The sequence below is a fragment of the Sphingomonas bacterium genome (assembly GCF_903643035.1).
Taxonomy (GTDB): domain Bacteria; phylum Pseudomonadota; class Alphaproteobacteria; order Sphingomonadales; family Sphingomonadaceae; genus Sphingomonas.
On sequence record NZ_CAHJWW010000022.1, the window covers coordinates 1 to 19,764 of the forward strand.

A 19,764-nucleotide genomic window follows, 5' to 3' on the forward strand; every position below is an offset into this window, starting at 1 on the left:
GCGCAGGTCGCGCCCGCGCTCACCCGTCAGGCCGCCGCGCTGGAGGCGCTGCTGCCCCGGGCCACGTCCGTCGGCGGCGTGTGGCGCCTGCCGGACGGCGACGCCTATTACGCCGCCGCCTCGCGCTCCAACACCACCGTCGATACTGCGCCGGAAGACCTGCACCGCCAGGGACTGGCGCAGTGCGATGAGCTGATCGCGACGATCGACGCCCGGCTGAAGGCGCAGGGCATGACCGCGGGCACGGTGCAACAGCGGCTGGCAGCGCTCGACACCGATCCCCGCCTCATCATCCCCGAGGGCGAGGCCGGCCGCGCCCGACTGCTCGCGGAGGCGGAGCGCGAGCTTCAGGACATCATCGCCCGGCTGCCGCGCGCGTTCAACGATCCCGTGGTCGACCCGATCATCGTCCGTCCCGTCTCCGCCGCGGTGCAGGACGGCGCACCCGGCGCCTTCTATACCGAAGGCGTCGGCGGCGCGCCGGGCACCTACTCGCTCAACCTGAAGCGGAACAGCGACCTGCCGCTCTGGCGCCTGCCGACGCTCACCCACCACGAGAGCATCCCAGGGCATCACTTCCAGGCTTGCATGCTGCGGCACGCGCCCAGCCTGTCGCTGTTCCGGCGGATCGTGCGCTTCTCCGCTTACACGGAGGGCTACGGCCTGTACGCGCAGCAGGTGGCGGACGAGATCGGCGCGTTCGACCATGATCCCTTCGGGCAGATCGGCTACCTGCAGTCCGAGCTGTTCCGTGCCGCGCGGATCGTGGTCGACACGGGCCTCCACCACAAACGCTGGAGCCGCGAGCAGGCTGTCGCGTGGATGGTGGAACATGCCGGCGAGCAGCCCGCCGCGACCGAGCGCGAGGTTGTCCGCTACTGTGTGTACCCGGCGCAGGCGTGTAGCTTCAAGGTCGGCTCGAACAGCATCGTGGCGGCGCGCGAGGCGGCGCGGCGGCGGCTTGGCGGCCGCTTCGACGTACGCCGCTTCCACGATGTGGTGCTGCGGATGGGACCGATGCCGCTCAACGTGCTCGCCGCCGCCGCCGCCCGGATGAGCTGACGCGATCGGCGAGCCTGGCGGTACGGCGCTCCGGCGGAGCCCGCCTGGGCTGGCGCGTCAGGCGTTGACGTCGGCCCAGGTCTTCAGCTTCGCCTCGATCCGCCCCAGCAGTCGCGCGGGGGCTCCGTCGAGCTGGCGGCCAAGCCGGTGGATCAGGCTGACCGTGGTGTGCTCCAGTTCCGCCTCGCGTAGCGGGCGGACGACCAGCGTGCCTTCCTCGAGTTCCGCGACCACCGCGATGCGCGGCAGCAGCGTGACGATCTGGCCGGCCCGCACCAAGTCGCGCATGACTTGCAGCGAGCTGCTGACAATGCTCGGTTCGAGCCAGGTCTGCGCACGCTTCTCGGCGACGTTCAGCAGGTGGCGGATGTGGAAACCGGCCGGCGGCAGGCACAGCTTGAAGCTGCGCAGCTCGGACAGCGTCAGCGAAGCCATCGCCGCGGCGGGGTGGCTCGGCGCGCAGACCACCTCCAGTGGCTGCGCCAGCGAGGTCCGCGTCCGGATCTTCGGCTCGTTGGACGTATTCAGGATCATCCCGATATGCGCCTCATCCTCCAACACCATGCGGACGATCTCGCTGGTCGTGCCGCTCAGGATCGAGACCGCGACGCCCGGGTTGCGCCGCTGGAAACTGTCGATCAGCTTGCCGAACGATCGACCGAGGAAGCCCTCTCCCACGGCCAGGTCGACGCGACCGGTCTTCACCTCGCGCAGGTCGCGCAGCCGGCTCAGCAGCGCCTCGCGGTCGGCGAGCTGGTCCCGATAATAGTCCAGGGTCATGCGCCCCGCCTGGGTGAGGCAGATGGACCGCCGCCCACGCTCGATCAGGAGAATGCCAAGCTCATGCTCCAGCTGCGCGATCTGCCGGCTGACCGACGATGTGGCGACGCCGATCTTCTCGCTCGCCAGCCGCATTGATCCCAGCCGGGCGGCCTCGTAGAAATAGCTCAGCGCGCTGTCCAGCAAGTCTCGCCTCCGATCACCGGCATGATGCCCATCCCTTGCGGCCAACGCAATGATGTTGGCGGTATCCTACGATTGATGCGCGGTAGGCTGGGACGCCACAGGGTCTGCGGATCTGCCGTCGCATCAGCGGCGCAAGCGTACGATTGGTGAGGGGAGACGGTGTTGAGCGACAAGCGTGCCCGCGTCGGATGGCGCGGCTACATCCCCGCCATCGTCACGCCCTTCGCCGCCGACGGCGCCATGGACCTGAATGGCCTGGGCGTTCTCCTGGAGTGGCTGCATGCGGAAGGCATGCACGGCCTGGTCGTCGCGGGAACGACAGGCGAGTGGACCAGCCTGAGCGGAGAGGAGCGCGCGGCGCTGTTCGCCGCCGTCGGCGCGCAGATGCGCGGCAAGCTGCCGCTGCTGGCCGGCTGTACCAGCTTCACCGCGCGCGAGACGATCGCCTTTGCGGAGGCGGCCGCCGCGAGCGGCTTCGACGGCATCCTGGTCACGCCGCCGCCGTACATCCGGCTCGGCGACGAGGAGATCTACGCCTACTACGCCGCGGTCTCCGCCGCTGTCGCCTTGCCGGTCTGCGTCTACAACTGGCCGCCCGGCACCGGCGGCGATATGCCGGTCGATCTGCTTGAGCGGATCGCCGATCTGGACGGCGTCGTCGCGATCAAGCAGTCCACCGGTGACCTGCGCCGCTTCACCGACACATTCTTCCGGCTCGGCGACCGCGTCCGCGTCTTCGGGCACAGCATGGACGAGCACGGCCTTGCCTTGCTGCAGGCGCGCGGGGGCGACGGCACGATGGGTGCCGGCGGTGCGCTCGGTCGCATCCACGCCGACTTCTACAACCATCTCTGGGCGGGCGACATCGAGGCCGCGCGCGATTGCGGCCGCAAGGACCGGATCGCGCTCGACGCATGGTATACGCGCGACCTGGTGGGACGGTTCGGGGCCGGGCCGGCGATACTCAAGGCCGCGTTCAACCTGCGCGGCCTGCCCGGCGGCCACGTCCGCGAACCGCTCCGCGACGTGTCGCGCGACGACCGCGCGAAAATCGAGAACACGCTCGTCCGGATCGGCTGCCTGGCTTAAGCGCGTCGCCGCAGCCGCGAGGTCGGCGCATGGCCTGGCCTAACCGCCGTCGGAGGAGAGAGCCAACCGTGGACAACCGCATCCTCGGAGACCCGGGCACGCCGGACTTCCAGGTCGGACGCTACCCGTTCTTCCTGCTCAATCGACTGGCCGGACGCTACAATGGCGTGATCGAACCTCGGCTGCGTTCGATCGGGCTTGATGTCCCGTCCTGGCGCGTACTGATGGTCCTCGGCGAACGCCAGCCAAGAGGGGTGCGCGACATCGCCGACGCCGCCGTCATCCCGTTGTCGACCATGACGCGGATCGTCCAGCGGATGGTGGCCGCGGGCCTCGTCGCATCGAGCGGCAGCGCCGAGGACGCGCGGGTCACGCAGGTCTCGCTGCGGGCGCTCGGCGAGGAGAAGCTGTCGGAGGCGCGGGCGATCACCGCCCCGATCTACGCGCGTATCATCCGCGGCTTCACGCGCCGCGACTTCGACCGGCTGCTCGACCTGCTCGACCGGATGCACCGCAACCTCACCGACCTGGAATGACGGGCGCTTGCCCCGGCTCTCAATACGGTTTAGGCTTAAAGCATATTAGGAGCAGCGTCCGATGCGGGTTGCATGTCTTGGCGGCGGGCCGGCGGGATTGTATTTCGCGATCTCAATGAAGTTGCGCGACCCGGCGCACGACATCGTCGTGATCGAGCGCAACAGGGCCGGCGATACCTTCGGCTGGGGCGTCGTGTTCTCGGACCAGACGCTGGCCAATCTGCGCGCCAATGATCCGGCAAGCGCCGAGACGATCGCCGGAAGCTTCGCGCACTGGGACGATATCGAGGTGGTGGTCGGCGACCATGTCGAGCGCTCGGGCGGGCACGGTTTCATCGGCATCGGCCGCAAGCGGCTGCTCGTCATCCTGCAGGAGCGCGCGCGCGAACTGGGCGTCCGGCTCGAGTTCGAGAGCGAGATCAACGCCGATCTCGCGCTTTATGATGGTTACGACCTGATCGTGGCGGCCGACGGCGTCAACAGTCGCATCCGCGGCGCCAACGAGGATCGTTTCGGCGTCGAGATCGACACGCGCGCCAACAAGTTCATGTGGCTCGGCACGCCACGCCTGTTCGACGCGTTCGCCTTCCTGTTCGAGCAGACGCCGCACGGCTGGATCTGGGCGCACGCCTACCGCTTCGACGCGACCCGCTCGACCTTCATCGTGGAATGTTCGGAGGCGACCTGGCGGGGGCTCGGCTTCGCGGAGATGGAGCAGGCGGACGCGATCGCCGCCTGCGAGGCGATCTTCGCACGCCATCTCCGGGGCGAGCCGTTGCTCACCAACGCGGCGCACCTGCGCGGCTCCGCCGCGTGGATCAATTTCCGCCGCGTCGTGTGCAAGACCTGGTCGTTCGACAATGTCGTGCTGCTCGGCGATGCCGCGCACACCGCGCACTTCTCGGTCGGATCGGGAACCAAGCTGGCGCTCGAGGACGCGATCAAGCTCGCTGAGGTGATGAGCCGCACGGGCGCGGCCGATCGGGAGGGAATGGTCGCGGCGCTCGCCGAGTATCAGCGCGAGCGGCAGGTCGAGGTGCTCAAGATCCAGAACTCGGCGCGCAACTCCACCGAATGGTTCGAGACGCTCGATCGCTACATGGGCTTCGCACCCGAACAGTTCGCCTACTCGCTGCTGACCCGCTCGCAGCGGGTCAGCCACGAGAACCTGCGGCTACGCGACCCGCGCTGGCTCGCCGGCATCGAGCGCTGGTTCGGCGCGCAGGCGGGCGTGAACGACGACCGTCCGCCGATGTTCGCCCCGTACGCGCTGCGGAACCTGCGATTGGCCAATCGCGTCGTCGTCTCGCCGGTGCTGACTTATGCGGCGGGGTCGGACGGCGTGCCGGGCGATTTCCACCTTGTCCATTACGGCGCACGCGCGACGGGGGGCGCGGGGCTCGTCATGGTGGAGATGACCGCCGTGTCGGAGGACGGCCGGATCACGCCGGCCTGCCCCGGGCTCTACAGCGACGCGCAGACGCTCGGCTGGCGCCGGGTGACGGACTTCGTGCATGCCGGCAGCAGCGCCATGATCGGCGTCCAGCTCGGCCATGCCGGCGCGCGCGGCGCGACCCTGCCCGGATCGATTCAGCCTGACCGGCCTTTGCCCGACGGCGGCTGGCCGCTGCTTGCTGCTTCGCCGCGGCCCTATCTGCCGGGCGGCCGCATCCCCGAGGAGATGGATCGCGTCGACATGGATCGGGTGCGCGACGACTTCGTCGCGGCAACGCGTCGCGCGATCGCCGCGGGTTTCGACGTCATCGAGCTTCAGGCTGGGCACGGTTTCCTGCTCTCCAGCTTTCTCACGCCGGTCCTGAACCACCGAAGCGACGATTACGGCGGCGCGCTGGAGAACCGGCTGCGCTACCCGGTCGAGGTCGTGCGGGCGGTACGCGCCGCCTGGGGCGAGGACCGCGCGCTCGCGGTCCGCATCTCGGCGAACGACTGGGTCGGCGAGGCCGGCGTGACGCCCGCCGAGGCGGTGCTGATCTCAACCGCGCTGCGCGACGCAGGCGCCGATCTGATCGATGTCTCGGCCGGCGAGACCGCGCCCGATGCGCGACCGGTCTACGGCCGCATGTTCCAGGTGCCGTTCTCCGACCGCATCCGCAACGAGGCGGCTTGCGCGACCATGGCGGTCGGCAACATCTTCGAGGCCGATCACGTCAACTCCATCCTCGCCGCCGGTCGTGCCGACCTGGTCGCGCTCGGCCGTCCGCACCTTGCCGATCCCGCCTGGACGATGCGCGCCGCCGCGCAAGCCGGCTACCGTGGCCTGGCCGTACCCACCACCTATGCGGCGGGCCAGGCCCAGCTCGCGCGGAGCTTGCAACAGGCGCCGAAGCCGGCATGACGGAGACCATGGTCGCCATTGCGCGAGAAAGGGTTCCGATGGCCGATCGGATCCGCGAGAAGCACGACGGCGCGCTGGCCGGACGCATGGACGTGCGCGTCTGGCTGCGCCTGCTGAGCTGCTCGACGATCATCGAGAAGCGGCTGCGGCGCCGCTTCACCGAGCAGTACGCGACCACGCTCCCGCGTTTCGACGTGCTCGCGATGCTGGAGCGGCACCCCGAGGGCGTGACGATGGGCGCGCTGTCGCGGACGCTGCTCGTCTCGAACGGCAACGTCACCGCGCTCGTCCGCCAGCTGGAAGCGGCCGGACTGGCGTCGAGCCGCCCGGCGGCCGGGGATGCGCGCTCCTCGATCGTGGCGTTGACCGAACAGGGCCGCGTGCATTTCGCGGAGCTCGCCGATGCGCACCACGGCTGGATCGGGGCGATGTTCGCGGGCATGTCGCGCGAGGATCAGGTCGCGCTCTACGGCCTGCTCGCGACGCTGAAGCTCTCGATCGGCGCCGAGGTGCCGCAGGAGCCGGCGTGACCTTCGTCTCCCGCCAGGCCGTGCGGTTCGCCCACGTCGATGCTGCCGGGATCGTCTTCTACCCGCGCTACTTCGAGATGCTGAACGCGGCGATCGAGGATTTCTTCGCGGACGAGATCGGCGTCGATTTCGCGACCATGCATTTGAGCCGCGGCCTCGGCGTTCCGACGGTGAAGCTGGAGAGCGAGTTCGCGGCGCCGAGCCGCCTCGGCGACCCGCTCGACTTCCGGCTCGATGTCGTGCGGGTCGGCAGCAGTTCGGCGGAGCTGAGCGTCGAGGTGCGCTGCCGGGCCGAGTTGCGCCTGCGCGTTCGCGTCGTGCTGGTCTGCATGGTCCTCGCCACCGGTTCTCCCTGCGGTTGGCCGGACGACCTGCGGCCGCGGCCCGCCGCGGCGTTCACCTGACGGCGCGCGTCGTCGGCGTCCGTATCGTCAGCCTGCGACCACCGGGTGGCGGAGCCTGCCGATGCCGACGACCTCGGCCTCGATGAGGTCGCCCGGCCAGAGGAACTCCTGCGGCGAACGTCCTGCGCCCACGCCCTCGGGCGTGCCAGTGGCGATGATGTCACCCGGCTCCAGCGTGATGCCCTGGCTGATGTCGGCGATCAGCTCGTCGACCTTGAACAGCATGTGGCTGGTGTTCGAGCGCTGCTTCTCGACGCCGTTGACGGAGAGCCACAGGTCGAGCACCTGCGGATCGGGGATCTCGTCCGCGGTGACGATGCACGGCCCCATCGGCGCGTAGCTGTCCTGCCCCTTAGAGTAGATCCACTGCCCCGCGCGCCGGTTGTCGCGCGCGCTCATGTCGAGGCATACGGTGTAGCCGAAGACATGAGCAAGCGCGCCCTCCCTGTTTACGCGCTTGGCGGTGACGCCGATGACCGCGGCGAGCTCCACCTCCCAGTCGAGCTGTTTCGTGATCTTCGCGTCGTGCAGGACAGGCTCGTCCGGCCCGATCACGCTGGTCGGCGGTTTGGAGAAGATCACCGGCTGCTTGGGCAGATCGGGCGACGTGTCGAGCGCCGCGGCCGACTCCGCGACATGATCGATGTAGTTGAGGCCAATGCCGAAGATGTTCTTGCGCGGGCGCGGGATCGGCGCGAGTAGCCTGACGTTCGCGAGTGGCGGCGCGCCGTCGACCGGCCAACGACCTTTCGCCTCGTCGAGCAGCGTCGCCAGCTCAGTCAGTGCCACCGGCCCCAGATCGATGAAGTCCAGCATCCGGTGCGGCAGGACGCCGCCCGCGCGTGCGCCGAGCTTGGCCACGTCGATGACGAGATTGTCGACAAGCACGCCGAGCCTGCCCTCGCTCTCGACGGTGGCGCGATAGGTCACGAGACGCATGGCAATCCTTTCGTCGGGTCCGGTCAGGCGAGGATCGTCTGGCGGCCATCGTTCTCGGCGAGGCCCTCGGCGCGGTAGAGGCCGAGCGCGCACATCACCGGCAGGTCGTGGAACGAGAACAGGCAGGCGTCTTCGCGCGCCGATCCGTTGACATGCTCATGCCACGCCCAGCTCGGCACGCAGAAGATGTCGCGCTCCTTCCAGTCGAGCCGCTCGCCGTTGACGATCGAGTATCCCGATCCCTTCGCGCACTGGTAGAGGAAGCTGCCGACCTCCCGGTGAGCCCTGGTGTGCTCGCCGGCACGCAGCATCTGCATCGCAGCACCGATCGTGGGCATGACCGCACCCCCGGTCGCCGGGTTCACATAGTCCATATGGATGCCGTCATAGGGCGACCCGTCGCTGACCCGCGCGAGGCGCTGGAGCGCCTCGTAGGTCGGCCCCCACTCGTACTTGAGCAGCGGCGAGTAGCGCTTAGACCAACTCTCCCCGGCCGGGCGCAGCGCCGCCGACGCCCAGGTTGCGGTCGTGTCGTCGATCGGGAAGGAGACGACCTGCTGCAGATCGGGATGGACCTCGTAGAAGTTCGCTTCCAGCGCGTTCATCAGCGGGATGTCGAGCCCGTCCTGCCAGATGCACGTCGTGCCGCCCGCGTCGACCCCGTGCTCGTGCCAGGTGCCGTTGGGCGTCAGCACGAAGTCGTTCGCGCCCAGCGTCATCTTGTGGCCATCGACGTTGGTGAAGGCGCCGCGGCCCTCCATGATGAAACGCAGCGCGGAGGCCGAATGACGATGGCTCGACGCGCACTCGCCGGGACCCATCACCTGAAGGCCCGAGTAGAGCCACCCGACCGCGGCGACGACGTCGCCGCGCCCGGGATTGGCGAGGTACACGACCCGCCGGCCGGCCTGCTCGGGCGTGACAAGGTCCAGTGCGCGCAGCACCGCGCCGCGCAGATCGTCGAAGCGCCAGACCATCGGCACGGAGGCCGACCGCGGCTCCCACGGCTCGATCTTGTTGGCGACAGTCCAGAGCGCGCCCGCGTTGCGGCTCTCCAGATCGTGGTAGAAATCCTTCAGTTCGGCGGTGTCGGTCACGTTGGCCCGGCCCGCTACGTCCTCGCGATATTGATCGTAGCTCGCCGTCGCCATGATCTTTCTCCGCTTGGCCGAAACTGTTATAGGTTTAAAATATATTCCGTGGCGATGTCAATGCGGCGCCAAGGCCGCTCCAGGTCCAACGAAGGAAGATCCACATGCTCTACACGGCTGCGGTGGTGCAGGCGGCGGCGGTGCCGTTCGATGCGATGGCGTCGGCGCGCAAAGCCGCCGCGCTCACGCGCGAGGCCGCCGGCGGCGGCGCACGGCTCGCGGTATTTCCAGAGGTCTTCATCGGCGGCTATCCCAAGGGCTGCTCCTTCGGCACCCCGGTCGGCCTCCGCCGGGCGGAGGGACGCGACGCCTTCCAGCGCTACCACGAGGGCGCGATCGACCTGGACGGCCCCGAGATCGCGGTGATAGCGGAGGCGGCCGCCGAGACCGGGCTGTTCCTGGTGATCGGCTGCCTGGAGCGCGACGGCGGCACGCTCTACTGCACCGCGTTGTTCTTTGACGGCAGCGAGGGCCTGATCGGCAAGCACCGCAAGCTGATGCCGACAGGGGCGGAGCGGCTGATCTGGGGCTTTGGTGACGGCTCTACCATGCCCGTCTTCGACACGGCGCTCGGGCCGATCGGCGCGGTGATCTGCTGGGAGAACTACATGCCGGCGCTCCGCTTGGCGATGTACGACAAGGGGATCGGGCTCTACTGCGCGCCGACCGCCGACGATCGCGACACCTGGGCCTCCTCGATGCAGCATGTCGCGCTGGAAGGACGCTGCTACGTCCTGTCCGCGTGCCAGCACATCACCCGCGGCGCCTATCCGGCCGACTATGAGTGCGCGCTCGGTGACGAGCCCGACACCGTCCTGATGCGCGGCGGCAGCCTTATCGTCAGCCCGCATGGTCAGATCCTCGCCGGACCGGACTTCGCGGGCGAGACCATCCTCTACGCCGAGATCGATACCGCCGAGATCGTACGCGGGAAGTACGACTTCGACGTGGTCGGCCATTACGCCCGGCCGGACATATTCCGGCTAGTCGTGGACGAGGCGCCGAAGTCGGCCGTCGTCCGGCAGGGCTGAGCCGGTGCAGTTCGACATGCGCGCCCTGCCCAAGGTGAGCCGCTACAAGATACTGAGTTCGTGCGTGACGCCGCGTCCGATCGCCTGGATCACGTCGCTCTCGGCCGACGATGTCCTGAACGCGGCGCCCTACAGCTTCTTCAACATGCTGGGCGACGACCCGCTGACGATCGCGGTCGGCCTGCTCAGGCACGGCGAGGGCCGGCTGAAGGATACCGCGGCCAACATCCTGGCGAGCGGCGAGTTCGTCGTGAACTTGGTGGACGAGGCGCACGGCGCGGCGATGAACCTGACCTGCGTCGACGCGCCGCCCGAGGTCGACGAGGTGGCGCTCGCCGGGGTCGCGATCGCGCCGAGCGTTGTCGTCAAAGCGCCGCGCATAGCGACCGCGCCCGCAAGCTTCGAATGCCGGACGCTGCACGCGATCGAGACCGGGCCCCGCCAGGTCGCTGTGATCGGCGAGGTCCTGTACGGCCACCTCCGCGACGCGTTCGTTCAGGACGCGGAACGGCTCTACATCGACACGCCCGCCATGAAGCTGTTGGCGCGGATGCATGGCTCGGGCTGGTATAGCCGGCAGACCGACCTCATCCAGATGAACCGCCCGAGTTGGGCCGAAATGAAGGGGCAGTAACGGTCAGTCCTCTCGTCCCAGCTCCTCATTCCCCTGTCCCGGCGCCGAATTTCGGCACGGATAGAGCCGTACACTCTCGCCCAAGGTGGGCGGACGACGCTGACGCCGCCGGCACGGGTCGTGGCCGGGAGGGTTTGGCGTGCATGGCCGGCACGCGGATGTCAGGTTGGTGACGGCAAGCCCCGGAGACGCGGGAAGTGGCGAAGCCGATCGGTCTTCAGCTCTCAACGACATGGTGGATGGCTCGGCCCTGCGTCCCATGCCTGCCTTCCGGACTGTCGGTAATGACATGGCCGGCGCTGGCAGGGTCGCGGGCGATCGAGTCAGCGGGTGATCGAGTCAGCGGGCCATGGCGCGCGTGAAGGCCATGATCTGGTCGGCCTGCGCGCCGATCGCGCCTGCGATGCCCGGGTCGGCGAGGGTACCGGCGGCGTCGAACGGTGTCTGCTCGATGCTGTTGACGGCAATGCCGACCGGCGTGGGCCAGCCCCGCATGGCGTGAACGATCCCACGCAGCGCGGACAAGGTGACGCCGCCCGCCTGCCAGCCAGCGGCCGAGACAACGAGGTCGACCGGGCGGCCATCGAAATACGCGCGCACGTCGCCGCGCAGATCCTCGAGCAGGTCGATCGCGTTCTTGACGAGCCCCGACACGCCGCCGTGATAGCCGGGCGTGCCGATCACCAGCCCGTCGCAACGTCGCACCGCCTCGACGAACGCACGCTGCGCGGCGTCGCGTTCGGGCTTCTCGGGCGCGAAATGCGGCAGGGCGGCGAGTTCGGCACCCCCGAACAGCTGCGTGTCGGCGCCTTCGCCGCGGCAGCGGTCGAGCACGGCCGCGACCAGCCGCTCGGTCGATGACCCGGGACGGGTGGTGCCGCCGACGCCGACGATGCGCAGCGCGCTCACGCCACAGGCCCGTGGTAGAGCCAACGAAGCCGGGCGGCCATGCGCTTCTCCTTGCTGGCGAAGACCATCACGACGCCGTCATGCCACCGTCGGCGACATGCTCGGTGCCGGTGATGAACGACGACTCGTCGGATGCGAGGAACACCGCGAGGTTGGCGATCTCCGCCGGCTCGACCATCCGCTGCAGGGGGATCTGGCCGACATTGCCGCCGCCGTCCTCGTCCGTCGCGACGACCATCATCGGCGTCTTCACATAGCCCGGATGGATCCGCTGACGCAATGATGGAGTCGTCCGATCCCACTCTCGCGCAGCTCGGCTGGAGGTCCTTCTTCAGCGAGCAGGCGTCCGCCGAACAGAGCCACCATTGCCAGCCTGTCCGCGTCATGTCGGTTCATCGCGGAAGGGTGACCGTCTCGGGCGAAGGGTTCGAGGGCTCGATCTCGTCCAGCTTCCCCGCGCAAGCGGGAGCGGAGGACCGACCCACCGTCGGCGACTGGTTGCTGATCGACCGGAAGACCCGAAGCCTGGTACGCATTCTCGATCGAACGAGCCTGTTCAAGAGGCCCGCCCCAGGCGATGAGCGCCGGGTCCAGCTCATTGCCGCGAACGTCGACACGCTGTTCATCGTCACGTCCTGCGATCGGGACTTTAACGTCGCACGTCTCGAACGCTATCTCGTGCTCTCGCGCGAGGTGGGAGTCCGGCCGGTGGTCGTCCTCACGAAAGCCGACCTGTCGCCTACGCCTGGGCTCTTAGTCGACGCGGCACGCGCGCTCCAGTCGGGGCTGCGGGTGGAACTGGTCGACGGGCGCGATCCGACGAGCGTCGCCCGGCTTGCGGGGTATTGCTGCCTCGGAACGACCGTCGCGCTGGTGGGATCGTCCGGCGTCGGCAAGTCGACCCTCGTAAACACGCTGAAGGGATCGGACAGCATCGCGACACAGGCCGTTCGCGAGGACGATGGCAAAGGCCGGCACACGACGACCGTCCGCGAGATGCATCGCCTTGCCGGTAGTGCGGACGGGGGCGGCTGGCTCGTGGACACGCCGGGCATGCGCGAGCTCCAGATGTCTGAAGTGGCCTCCGGCGTGACCGAGGTCTTCGACGACGTCACGGTCGTGACGCTCGAGTGCCGGTTCGCGAACTGCGCCCATGACGGAGAGCCCGGATGCGCCATCCACGCCGCGATGGCGGAAGGAGACCTTGATCCCGCTCGCGTCGAACAGTGGCGTAAGCTCGCCCAGGAGGATGCGGTGAACAGCGGCGCCGTGGCGGTTCGCCGCTCCCGCTTTGGAAAAGCCGGAAACAGGAGATGACGATTGGCGCATCTCTACCTTCGGGCGATGGAGTCCGAACGCAAACGATTATGGGCCGAATGCCGTCTGAAGGGGCTGGCCAAGGGCACGCCGGAACGGCTCCGGATCGAAGAACTCGACAAGCTATTGGCGGAGCACCGGGCGAAGCCGGCCAGCTAGGCAGGAACGAGCTCCCGCCTTTCGGGAACCTGTGGGCGCGGCGCGATGTCCGGATACGCGTCGATTCCGAGAGCGCAGCCTGATCAGCGTTGCTTCTTAGCCGTGGTCGCGGTGAAATCGGGGTCCTTGTTCGCCACCCAATCGACGAACTTGCGCACGTTGGGGTTGGCCAGCAGGGCCTCCACATCCGTCCCATGACGCTGCAGTTCGGAGTTGGTGAAATTGGCGATCAGCGTCTGCTGGCAGATGGGGTGCATGGGGACAACATCGCGCCCGCCCCGGCTCTTGGGCACGGGGTGGTGCCAGACGATGGTCTTGCCAGTAGGCCTACCACAAAGCCAGCAGACCACCACTGCCGCCGGAGCGTCGTCCTCGCGATGCATGTCGGCGTAGGGATCGTGCTTCGAATTTTTGCGGGCCATGCCTACCTGACTTCCTGAACTCGTGCGCAGCCCCGTAGCGCTGCGTCAGTCCTGATAGCGCAACGTGTTCGCGAACCCATCATTTGCTTTGGTCATCTTGGCGAGCTTCCGAAGGTTGGCCCGGACGTACCGATCGAAGCGTCGGTCATCATAGATGCCCGTTATCCGATACTCATCCTGAGCGTTCAGCTCCTTGAGCTGCGCAGCGAACGCCGCCTGCTCATCGGTGCACCAAGTGGTCTTCAGGGTTCGGCAGACCCATTCTTCGGCGGCTGCTTTGTCATAGTCGTCCTGAGCCTCATACCCTCGCCTGTCCGCCGCCGCTTGCTCGAGCCTCGCAGCCTTGCAACGGCTTTCCAGCCATTTGCGGACCAGTTCGCCATCCCACGCATTTGACGTTTTGCTCATCACGCTTTCAACCCCGACGGCGAGTTGCCTAGCTGAAAGCCGACGGTCTGGACACGGCGATAGAGCTGGAATTTAAAACCTTAACGAGTGTCCAGTTCCGGGAAGCCAAATCGGCAGCGGGAATGTCGCCTTGTGGGTCATCTCGACCAGCGCCACAGATCTATCGAGCAGAGCATACCGAACACACCTGCTATTGCGAACGACTTGCATGAACGCTAGGGCGCAGCGACGTCGGAGTTCCGGTGTTGGGTCGCAAAAGGTAAATCGTGTTGGGTGGCAGGTCGATAGTGATGGTTCGTTTGGCGACAAGCGCCATGATCCTTGCCGGTGGAGTAGCGGCAAGCCCCTGCCTCGCGGGCGGTGTGGCTCCGACCGATGAGCTGCGTCCCAGTCCTCCGACGCAGGACAAGGAAGGCCGGACATCCGGGTCGGAGGTCGTGGTGACAGGCCAGCGGCCCGACACGCAGGCCTCGGCCGGCACCAAGACCGATAAGCCACTGGCTGAGACGCCACAGTCGATCAGCGTCATCACCGATGCGACCATCGCCGACCGGGGGCTTCAGAACCTAGCCCAGGCGCTCCGCTACGTCGCCGGCGTGACGCCCGAGCAGCGTGGTTCGTCGGCAGAGGTGTATGACCTGTTCACCCTGCGCGGCTTTGCGGCGCCGGTGTTCCTCGACGGCCTCTACTATGTCTATCAGGCGGACGGCACCGGCTATGCCGCGGCGCAGGCCGATGTTTCGCGGCTTGACCGGGTCGAGGTGATCAAAGGGCCATCGTCCGCGCTGTACGGCCGGTCAGGCCCGGGCGGCCTCGTCGTGCAGGAGAGCAAGCTGCCGCTTGACCGCAGCATCTATGGTGCGGTCGCCGCGACTGGCGGAACCTTCGATCTCTATCGCGTCGACGGCGACATCGGCGGCCGCTTCTCCGACACGGCGTTGTGGCGCGTCTATGGCAGCGTCAACGGCGCGCACGACCAGCAACGCTATGGCACGCGGGCACGGCAGACCATCTCGGCGGCAACCACGCTCGGGAATGACACGTCGACCAGCCTGACAATCCTGGGCAACTACTCGCATGATCCACGCGACGGCAATTACGGCGTCTTCCCCGCGGTCGGCACACTGATTGCCAACCCGGCTGCCGGGAACCGTCCGATCTCCCAGAACTTCTACGACGGCGAACCCGGCGACTTCTTCTCGCGCCAGCAGGCCAGCGGTACCTACATCCTCCGGCACGAATTCGGGAGCAACTGGTCGTTCAAGGCGTCCGGGCGCTACCAATATGTGAAGAGCAATCTTGGCCTCGTCTACGTCTCGGGCACCGCGATCGACCCGACGGCGGCCGCTTCCACCGTTTACTCGCGCGCATCCTATTCGACGCGGGAAAGCAACAACGACTGGGTGTACGACAATCAACTCAGCGGCAAGGTGACGACTGGCCCGGTACAGCACGCGTTGCTGTTTGGGGTCGACCGCCAGGTGCTCCACTTCGACGAGACGTTCGGGTTCGGGTCGGCCACATCGATTGACGCCTACCATCCAGTTTACGGTACGATGGCGACGCCGCTCACCCCTGAGACGGTGCCCGATGTCTATCTCGGTCGTACGGTCACCCATCAGCGTCAGCAGGGTATCTACGCGCAGGACGAGATTTCCTGGGCCGGGCTGCGGCTGACGGTCAGCGGGCGGCAGGACTGGGCTGAGCAGGAGGCCAACGGCGGCGACACGCAGCACGACGCCAAGTTCACCTATCGCGTCGGCGCCCTCTACAAGACGGGCCTCGGCATCGCGCCCTATGTAGTCTATTCGACGTCGTTCCAGCCTCAGGCCGCGACCCTCGTTGATGGTGGTCTGGCTAAGCCATCGCTCGGCAAGCAGATCGAGGGCGGCGTCAAATACATCATGCCGGGCACCGAAATCCTCCTGACCGGTGCTTATTTCCACATCGAGCAGACGAACGTCCTGACCTACGATCCGGTATCCTTTGCCGCCTACCAGTCCGGCAAGGTGCGATCGGAGGGAATCGAGTTCGAGGTCAAGGCGCCGTTGCCCCACGGCTTCCACCTCGACGCCGCTTTCAGCCGGCAGAGCGTCAGGATCCTTGAAGACGAGGATCCACAAAACGTGGGCCACGGACCTCCCACCGTCGGTCGCGGCGGTACGTCGGCGGTGCTGACGTGGTCGCCCAGGAACGGCCCGCTCAAGGGACTGGAGCTTGGCGGCACCGTGCGTCATGTGGACCGCCTCTATGCCTATGGCAGCAACGACTCCCCATCCTACACGCTATTCGACGCGCTCGCCCGCTACGACCTCGGTGTTCTCGATGATCGACTCCATGGCGTCGAGATCGCCGTCAACGCCGCAAACCTGTTCGACAGGCGCTACCTGACCGGCTGTTACGTGAACTATAATTGGTGCTGGTACGGCTATCGTCGCACGGTCCAGGGGACGGTCAGTTACAAGTTCTGATCCTCACACAAGCAGAGCAGCCGCGTGATCGGGACCGCCATATTGACGGTCGCGGTCGGCGTGGCGCTCGTTCGGCTCGGCTGGAACCGTCGGTTGGCGCTGGCAATTGCCGGCTGGGTGCTGATTGCGGTAGCGATTGTCGCCTGCGCGCGCGAGTCCGGCGCCTGGGGCATGGCGGTCTGCGCCCTCGCGGGGATGGCTACAGCCTTTGCCGTGCTGCTCTGGTCGGGACGGGCGACACCGGTGCGAGCGTGGCGCCCAGACCGCCAGCGCCTGGCCGCAACGCCGGGGCAGGAGCCTCTAATGGTGGTGCGGCGAGCGTCCGTGTTCCTGCTGGTCGTGCCGGGCGGAGGCATCGCATCGCTGGTCTTTGCCGTCGGCGTTCAAGTGGCAGGGCGGCGAGCGGGATTGGGTGAGGCCGACGCCACCGCCTGCCTTCTTCTCCTGTTGCCGCTCCTATGGGCCAGCCTTTTGGCGTGGCAGATGACGCGGGACAATCCGCGCCGCATGGTCATCCCGCCTCTCCTCGTCGCTGCGTTCGGCGTTCTGTTGTGTGCGGCGCGGTGATCGAGGCGCCAGAGGCTGCAATCGGCTTGGTTCGGCGCGCGCTCGCCGGCCACGCTGCGGTGGGACTGCTCGCCGCAGCGCTGCTCTACGTGATATCACTCACGGGTACACTGGCAGTGATCCATGACCGGTGGCAGCGGTGGGAGCAGCCGGCAGTGCCGGAGTTCACCGGCCTGTCCCCGTCTGCGGCGCAGGCGGCGATTGTCGAGGCGTCGACGGCCGGCCGTGGCGGTCGCCTCGCCAGCAATGTTGCGTTGCAGCTGCCGACCGACGCTCTTCCAAGAGCAATCGTCACCACGGATGCCAGCGCCTGGTACGTGGACGGCGCTGGCCGGGCCACCGAGCAGGTGGCGGCCGACTGGACCGAGTTTGTGATCGCCTTGCACGAGCGCCTCCTCTTACCCGCATCATGGGGTTACGCACTAGTGGGTGCGCTTGGCGTCGCGCTCGCCTCGCTGGCGTTGACAGGTGTGCTCGCTCACCCCCGCATCGTGCGCGATGCCTTTCGCCTGCGATGGCGGCAGGGTGCTCACATCGCGCGCGTCGACTGGCACAACCGCTTGGGCGTCTGGACGTTGCCCTTCACGGTCGCGGTCGCGCTGACGGGCGGCGTCCTCGGTCTCGGCACGATCGGCTTCGTCGTGCTGGCGGACATGTACACCAAGGGAAGCCTAGAGCAGGCGTACGCACCGGTGTTCGGCGGGCCGACGGGGTCTGATGGCCGCGCGGCGCCGCTGCCGGATATCGTCGCCGCACTGATGACGCTGCGATCCTACGCCCATGATGCGACGCCGGCATCCGTCTCGGTGCAGGCGCCCGGCACACGAGGCCAGGTGATCCAGATCCTTGCGACGCATCCGCGCCGGTTGATCTACGGAGAAACCTACAGCTTCGACGCGCGCGGTCGTCTGCTGGGAAAGGTCGGCCTGTCGGACGGCGCGTCAGGCCAGCAAGCGATGGCGTCGGTCTATGGCCTGCACTTCGGCAATTATGGCGGCTTGGCGGTAGAGTTCGCCTATCTGCTGTTCGGAACCACGCTGTGCGTCGTGACGGCGACCGGCCCGTCCATATGGCTGCACAAGCGCCGACGCCGGGGACTAGCAAGCTCGTGTCTGTCGGCGGTATGGGATGTCGTCGTCTGGGGAACGCCGCTTCTCTTGATTCTGTGTTGGTGGGTGCGAATGATGGTGGGCGCTGAAATCGCGCTGACCTCATTTTTCATGCTGTTTGCCTTCACCGCTGTAGCTACGGCGGCTGCCCGGCCTGGGTGGTTCGGCACCGATCGGGTTCGGACGGTCTCGTTATTATTCGTGGCCGCGACCGGCCTTGCGCATCTTCTGCTGTTCAGACCGGCTCCCGCCGGCTCCGAAGCGATCGACGCCGTTCTCGTGCTTCTTCCATGTGCGACGCTCTGGACCCTGCACGTCATGCGTAAGACTGCGCTGTCTCCTTCAGGCCACCCCAGCCGAGCTGAATGAATGTGCGTTGCCGGGAGCGCGCTGTTCCTTGGGAATGTCGGCTTCTGGGTTTACTCGCCGAAAAGCTCCTTCTGGCTCTTGTCCAGTTCCTCGCCGTATCGGCGGCGGACGTAGGCTTCCGAGAGCAGGCCGAGCACCCGGCGCCCGTCATCCAGCACTGCGAGCTCGTCCGCGCCCGACGCATCGAAGCGCTTCATGACGGTCAGGATGGTCATGTCCGGCGTCAGCGCGGCGTCCTTGCTGATCGCCAGCGTGCCGATGGCGGCGTCGGATGACGTTCCTTCTACATAGGCGGCGGCGGTCTGCACGATCCCGGCGTAATGACCGTCGCCATCGACCAGGACCACGCGGCTGGTGGCGCCGAGCGCGAAGCGCTGGCGGAAGGCGGCGACCGAGGTGCTGGCATGGGTGGGGTGCGCCTCGCGCCGCATCATGCCGCCGGCGGTCAGCGCGCGGGTCCAGCCTATATCGCGCGCGCTCTTGATCGTCTCGCCGCGCAGGTGAAGCCGCCAGGTCGAGAAGGAATAGCCGAACAGCTCGCGCACGATCGTCGACGCCACGAGCGACGCCGCCAGCACCGCGCCGGTGAGCGAGAAGTTCTGCGTCGCTTCCAGCACCAGCATCGCCATAGTGAACGGGCCGCCGATCACCGCGACCGCCAGCGCCGCCATCCCGACCATCGCGGCATGGTACGGGTCGACCACGGGATGCCCGAACGCCAGCTGGAGCAGCCCGGCGAACAGATGACCGATCAGCGTGCCGAGGAACAGCGAGGCGAAGAACAGCCCGCCGCGAAAGCCGAAGCCGAGCGAGACGATCGACGCCAGGCTCTTGGCGAGGAGGACGAGCGCGATGAAGCCGAGCGATGTGCCCAGCATCAGATCGGCATGCAGCGCACCGTGCCCGGCCGACAGCGCCTGCGGCGACAGCATCGCGATCGGGATCAGGCAGAGGCCGCCAATCGCCGGACGCGCCCAGCCAGGGAAGCGCGCCCAGCGGGTCCCCGCCTCGACCAGTGCAACCGCCCGCATAATGACGATGCCGACGAGCGCGCAGATCACCGCTAGTCCAGCGTAGATAAGGTAATGATGCGTTTCCACCGCAACGTTCGCCGTCTCCTGGATGAGATAGGGCTGTTGCCCGAACAGTTGCGCGACAAGCGTCCCCGTCAACGCGGCGGCGACGATCGGCGCGATCGACGCCGGCGTATAAGCGCCGATGACGATCTCGAACGCGTAGAAGGCGCCGGCCAACGGCGCCCCGAACGTACCCGCGATCGCGGCGCCCGCGCCCGCGCCGACCAGCGTCCGCACTTCGGCGCGGCGCAGGTTGACC

21 protein-coding genes are annotated in these 19,764 nt (G+C 67.5%); 13 read left to right on the top strand and 8 right to left on the bottom strand.

Annotated features, from left to right (window positions below; genetic code table 11):
* Nucleotides 1–1,062: DUF885 domain-containing protein (locus HUV01_RS02770; protein WP_174296796.1), on the top strand; the 1,062-nt coding region annotated here is incomplete at its 5' end.
* A 57-nt stretch (nt 1,063–1,119) separates the two neighbouring features.
* On the opposite strand, the gene HUV01_RS02775 is transcribed toward HUV01_RS02770, so the two are convergent.
* Complete coding sequence (locus HUV01_RS02775) at nt 1,120–2,028, bottom strand: LysR family transcriptional regulator (protein ID WP_174296797.1); 909 nt, start codon at nt 2,026–2,028, stop codon at nt 1,120–1,122.
* 162 nt (nt 2,029–2,190) lie between these two features.
* Between HUV01_RS02775 and HUV01_RS02780 the strand changes: the two genes are divergently transcribed.
* From HUV01_RS02780 to HUV01_RS02800, 5 genes are all read left to right on the top strand, one after another.
* The gene (locus tag HUV01_RS02780) at nt 2,191–3,117 is read left to right on the top strand and encodes a dihydrodipicolinate synthase family protein (RefSeq protein ID WP_174296798.1); all 927 of its coding nucleotides are present in this window, start codon (nt 2,191–2,193) and stop codon (nt 3,115–3,117) included.
* 68 nt (nt 3,118–3,185) lie between these two features.
* Nucleotides 3,186–3,653 carry a MarR family winged helix-turn-helix transcriptional regulator gene (locus HUV01_RS02785; protein ID WP_254606333.1) on the top strand — a complete coding sequence of 156 codons (468 nt, stop codon included), beginning with the start codon at nt 3,186–3,188 and terminating at the stop codon, nt 3,651–3,653.
* Nucleotides 3,654–3,714: 61 nt separating this feature from the next.
* Complete coding sequence (locus HUV01_RS02790; RefSeq protein ID WP_174296800.1) at nt 3,715–6,009, top strand: bifunctional salicylyl-CoA 5-hydroxylase/oxidoreductase; 2,295 nt, start codon at nt 3,715–3,717, stop codon at nt 6,007–6,009.
* Nucleotides 6,010–6,047: 38 nt separating this feature from the next.
* On the top strand, nt 6,048–6,539 hold the full coding sequence (locus tag HUV01_RS02795) for a MarR family winged helix-turn-helix transcriptional regulator (RefSeq protein ID WP_174296801.1): 492 nt from the start codon (nt 6,048–6,050) through the stop codon (nt 6,537–6,539).
* Nucleotides 6,536–6,943 carry an acyl-CoA thioesterase gene (locus HUV01_RS02800; RefSeq protein ID WP_174296802.1) on the top strand — a complete coding sequence of 136 codons (408 nt, stop codon included), beginning with the start codon at nt 6,536–6,538 and terminating at the stop codon, nt 6,941–6,943. Before HUV01_RS02795 ends, HUV01_RS02800 begins: the two co-directional genes overlap by 4 nt.
* A 27-nt stretch (nt 6,944–6,970) precedes the next feature.
* Here HUV01_RS02800 and HUV01_RS02805 read toward each other — a convergent pair whose 3' ends face one another.
* The gene (locus HUV01_RS02805; RefSeq protein ID WP_174296803.1) at nt 6,971–7,882 is read right to left on the bottom strand and encodes a fumarylacetoacetate hydrolase family protein; all 912 of its coding nucleotides are present in this window, start codon (nt 7,880–7,882) and stop codon (nt 6,971–6,973) included.
* A gap of 23 nt (nt 7,883–7,905) precedes the next feature.
* Nucleotides 7,906–9,033, bottom strand: a complete 1,128-nt coding sequence (locus HUV01_RS02810) for a cupin domain-containing protein (protein ID WP_174296804.1) — start codon at nt 9,031–9,033, stop codon at nt 7,906–7,908.
* Between the two features lie 104 nt (nt 9,034–9,137).
* Between HUV01_RS02810 and HUV01_RS02815 the strand changes: the two genes are divergently transcribed.
* Complete coding sequence (locus HUV01_RS02815) at nt 9,138–10,064, top strand: carbon-nitrogen hydrolase family protein (protein ID WP_174296805.1); 927 nt, start codon at nt 9,138–9,140, stop codon at nt 10,062–10,064.
* A gap of 4 nt (nt 10,065–10,068) precedes the next feature.
* Nucleotides 10,069–10,698, top strand: a complete 630-nt coding sequence (locus HUV01_RS02820) for a flavin reductase family protein (protein WP_174296806.1) — start codon at nt 10,069–10,071, stop codon at nt 10,696–10,698.
* A 339-nt stretch (nt 10,699–11,037) separates the two neighbouring features.
* On the opposite strand, the gene HUV01_RS02825 is transcribed toward HUV01_RS02820, so the two are convergent.
* Nucleotides 11,038–11,607, bottom strand: a complete 570-nt coding sequence (locus HUV01_RS02825; RefSeq protein ID WP_174296807.1) for an NADPH-dependent FMN reductase — start codon at nt 11,605–11,607, stop codon at nt 11,038–11,040.
* 67 nt (nt 11,608–11,674) lie between these two features.
* On the bottom strand, nt 11,675–11,887 hold the full coding sequence (locus HUV01_RS02830) for an SDR family oxidoreductase (protein WP_254606334.1): 213 nt from the start codon (nt 11,885–11,887) through the stop codon (nt 11,675–11,677).
* Here HUV01_RS02830 and rsgA point away from each other — a divergent pair.
* Both rsgA and HUV01_RS02840 read left to right on the top strand, forming a co-directional pair.
* Nucleotides 11,887–12,924: a ribosome small subunit-dependent GTPase A gene (gene rsgA, locus HUV01_RS02835; protein WP_438827139.1), complete on the top strand. Its 1,038-nt coding sequence runs from the start codon at nt 11,887–11,889 to the stop codon at nt 12,922–12,924. The genes HUV01_RS02830 and rsgA overlap by 1 nt on opposite strands.
* A gap of 3 nt (nt 12,925–12,927) precedes the next feature.
* Nucleotides 12,928–13,083 carry a hypothetical protein gene (locus tag HUV01_RS02840; protein WP_174296808.1) on the top strand — a complete coding sequence of 52 codons (156 nt, stop codon included), beginning with the start codon at nt 12,928–12,930 and terminating at the stop codon, nt 13,081–13,083.
* 83 nt (nt 13,084–13,166) lie between these two features.
* Here HUV01_RS02840 and HUV01_RS02845 read toward each other — a convergent pair whose 3' ends face one another.
* Both HUV01_RS02845 and HUV01_RS02850 read right to left on the bottom strand, forming a co-directional pair.
* The gene (locus HUV01_RS02845) at nt 13,167–13,505 is read right to left on the bottom strand and encodes a hypothetical protein (protein ID WP_174296809.1); all 339 of its coding nucleotides are present in this window, start codon (nt 13,503–13,505) and stop codon (nt 13,167–13,169) included.
* Between the two features lie 45 nt (nt 13,506–13,550).
* Nucleotides 13,551–13,913 carry a hypothetical protein gene (locus tag HUV01_RS02850; RefSeq protein WP_174296810.1) on the bottom strand — a complete coding sequence of 121 codons (363 nt, stop codon included), beginning with the start codon at nt 13,911–13,913 and terminating at the stop codon, nt 13,551–13,553.
* A 440-nt stretch (nt 13,914–14,353) separates the two neighbouring features.
* Between HUV01_RS02850 and HUV01_RS02855 the strand changes: the two genes are divergently transcribed.
* From HUV01_RS02855 to HUV01_RS02865, 3 genes are read left to right on the top strand one after another with little or no spacing between them, the layout of a single operon-like run.
* The gene (locus tag HUV01_RS02855) at nt 14,354–16,384 is read left to right on the top strand and encodes a TonB-dependent siderophore receptor (protein ID WP_254606335.1); all 2,031 of its coding nucleotides are present in this window, start codon (nt 14,354–14,356) and stop codon (nt 16,382–16,384) included.
* Between the two features lie 24 nt (nt 16,385–16,408).
* Complete coding sequence (locus HUV01_RS02860; protein ID WP_174296812.1) at nt 16,409–16,951, top strand: hypothetical protein; 543 nt, start codon at nt 16,409–16,411, stop codon at nt 16,949–16,951.
* On the top strand, nt 16,948–18,429 hold the full coding sequence (locus HUV01_RS02865) for a PepSY-associated TM helix domain-containing protein (protein WP_254606336.1): 1,482 nt from the start codon (nt 16,948–16,950) through the stop codon (nt 18,427–18,429). The genes HUV01_RS02860 and HUV01_RS02865 overlap by 4 nt, the downstream gene beginning before the upstream one ends.
* 50 nt (nt 18,430–18,479) lie before the next feature.
* Here HUV01_RS02865 and HUV01_RS02870 read toward each other — a convergent pair.
* Nucleotides 18,480–19,764: chloride channel protein (locus HUV01_RS02870; protein ID WP_174296814.1), on the bottom strand; the 1,285-nt coding region annotated here is incomplete at its 5' end.

Coding starts and splice junctions, on each gene's coding strand:
- HUV01_RS02810 (WP_174296804.1), bottom strand. CDS start 9,033: ATGGCGACGGCGAGCTACGATCAATATCGCGAGGACGTAGCGGGCCGG.
- HUV01_RS02805 (WP_174296803.1), bottom strand. CDS start 7,882: ATGCGTCTCGTGACCTATCGCGCCACCGTCGAGAGCGAGGGCAGGCTC.
- HUV01_RS02815 (WP_174296805.1), top strand. CDS start 9,138: ATGCTCTACACGGCTGCGGTGGTGCAGGCGGCGGCGGTGCCGTTCGAT.
- HUV01_RS02790 (WP_174296800.1), top strand. CDS start 3,715: ATGCGGGTTGCATGTCTTGGCGGCGGGCCGGCGGGATTGTATTTCGCG.
- HUV01_RS02795 (WP_174296801.1), top strand. CDS start 6,048: ATGGCCGATCGGATCCGCGAGAAGCACGACGGCGCGCTGGCCGGACGC.
- HUV01_RS02845 (WP_174296809.1), bottom strand. CDS start 13,505: ATGGCCCGCAAAAATTCGAAGCACGATCCCTACGCCGACATGCATCGC.
- rsgA (WP_438827139.1), top strand. CDS start 11,887: ATGATGGAGTCGTCCGATCCCACTCTCGCGCAGCTCGGCTGGAGGTCC.
- HUV01_RS02850 (WP_174296810.1), bottom strand. CDS start 13,913: ATGAGCAAAACGTCAAATGCGTGGGATGGCGAACTGGTCCGCAAATGG.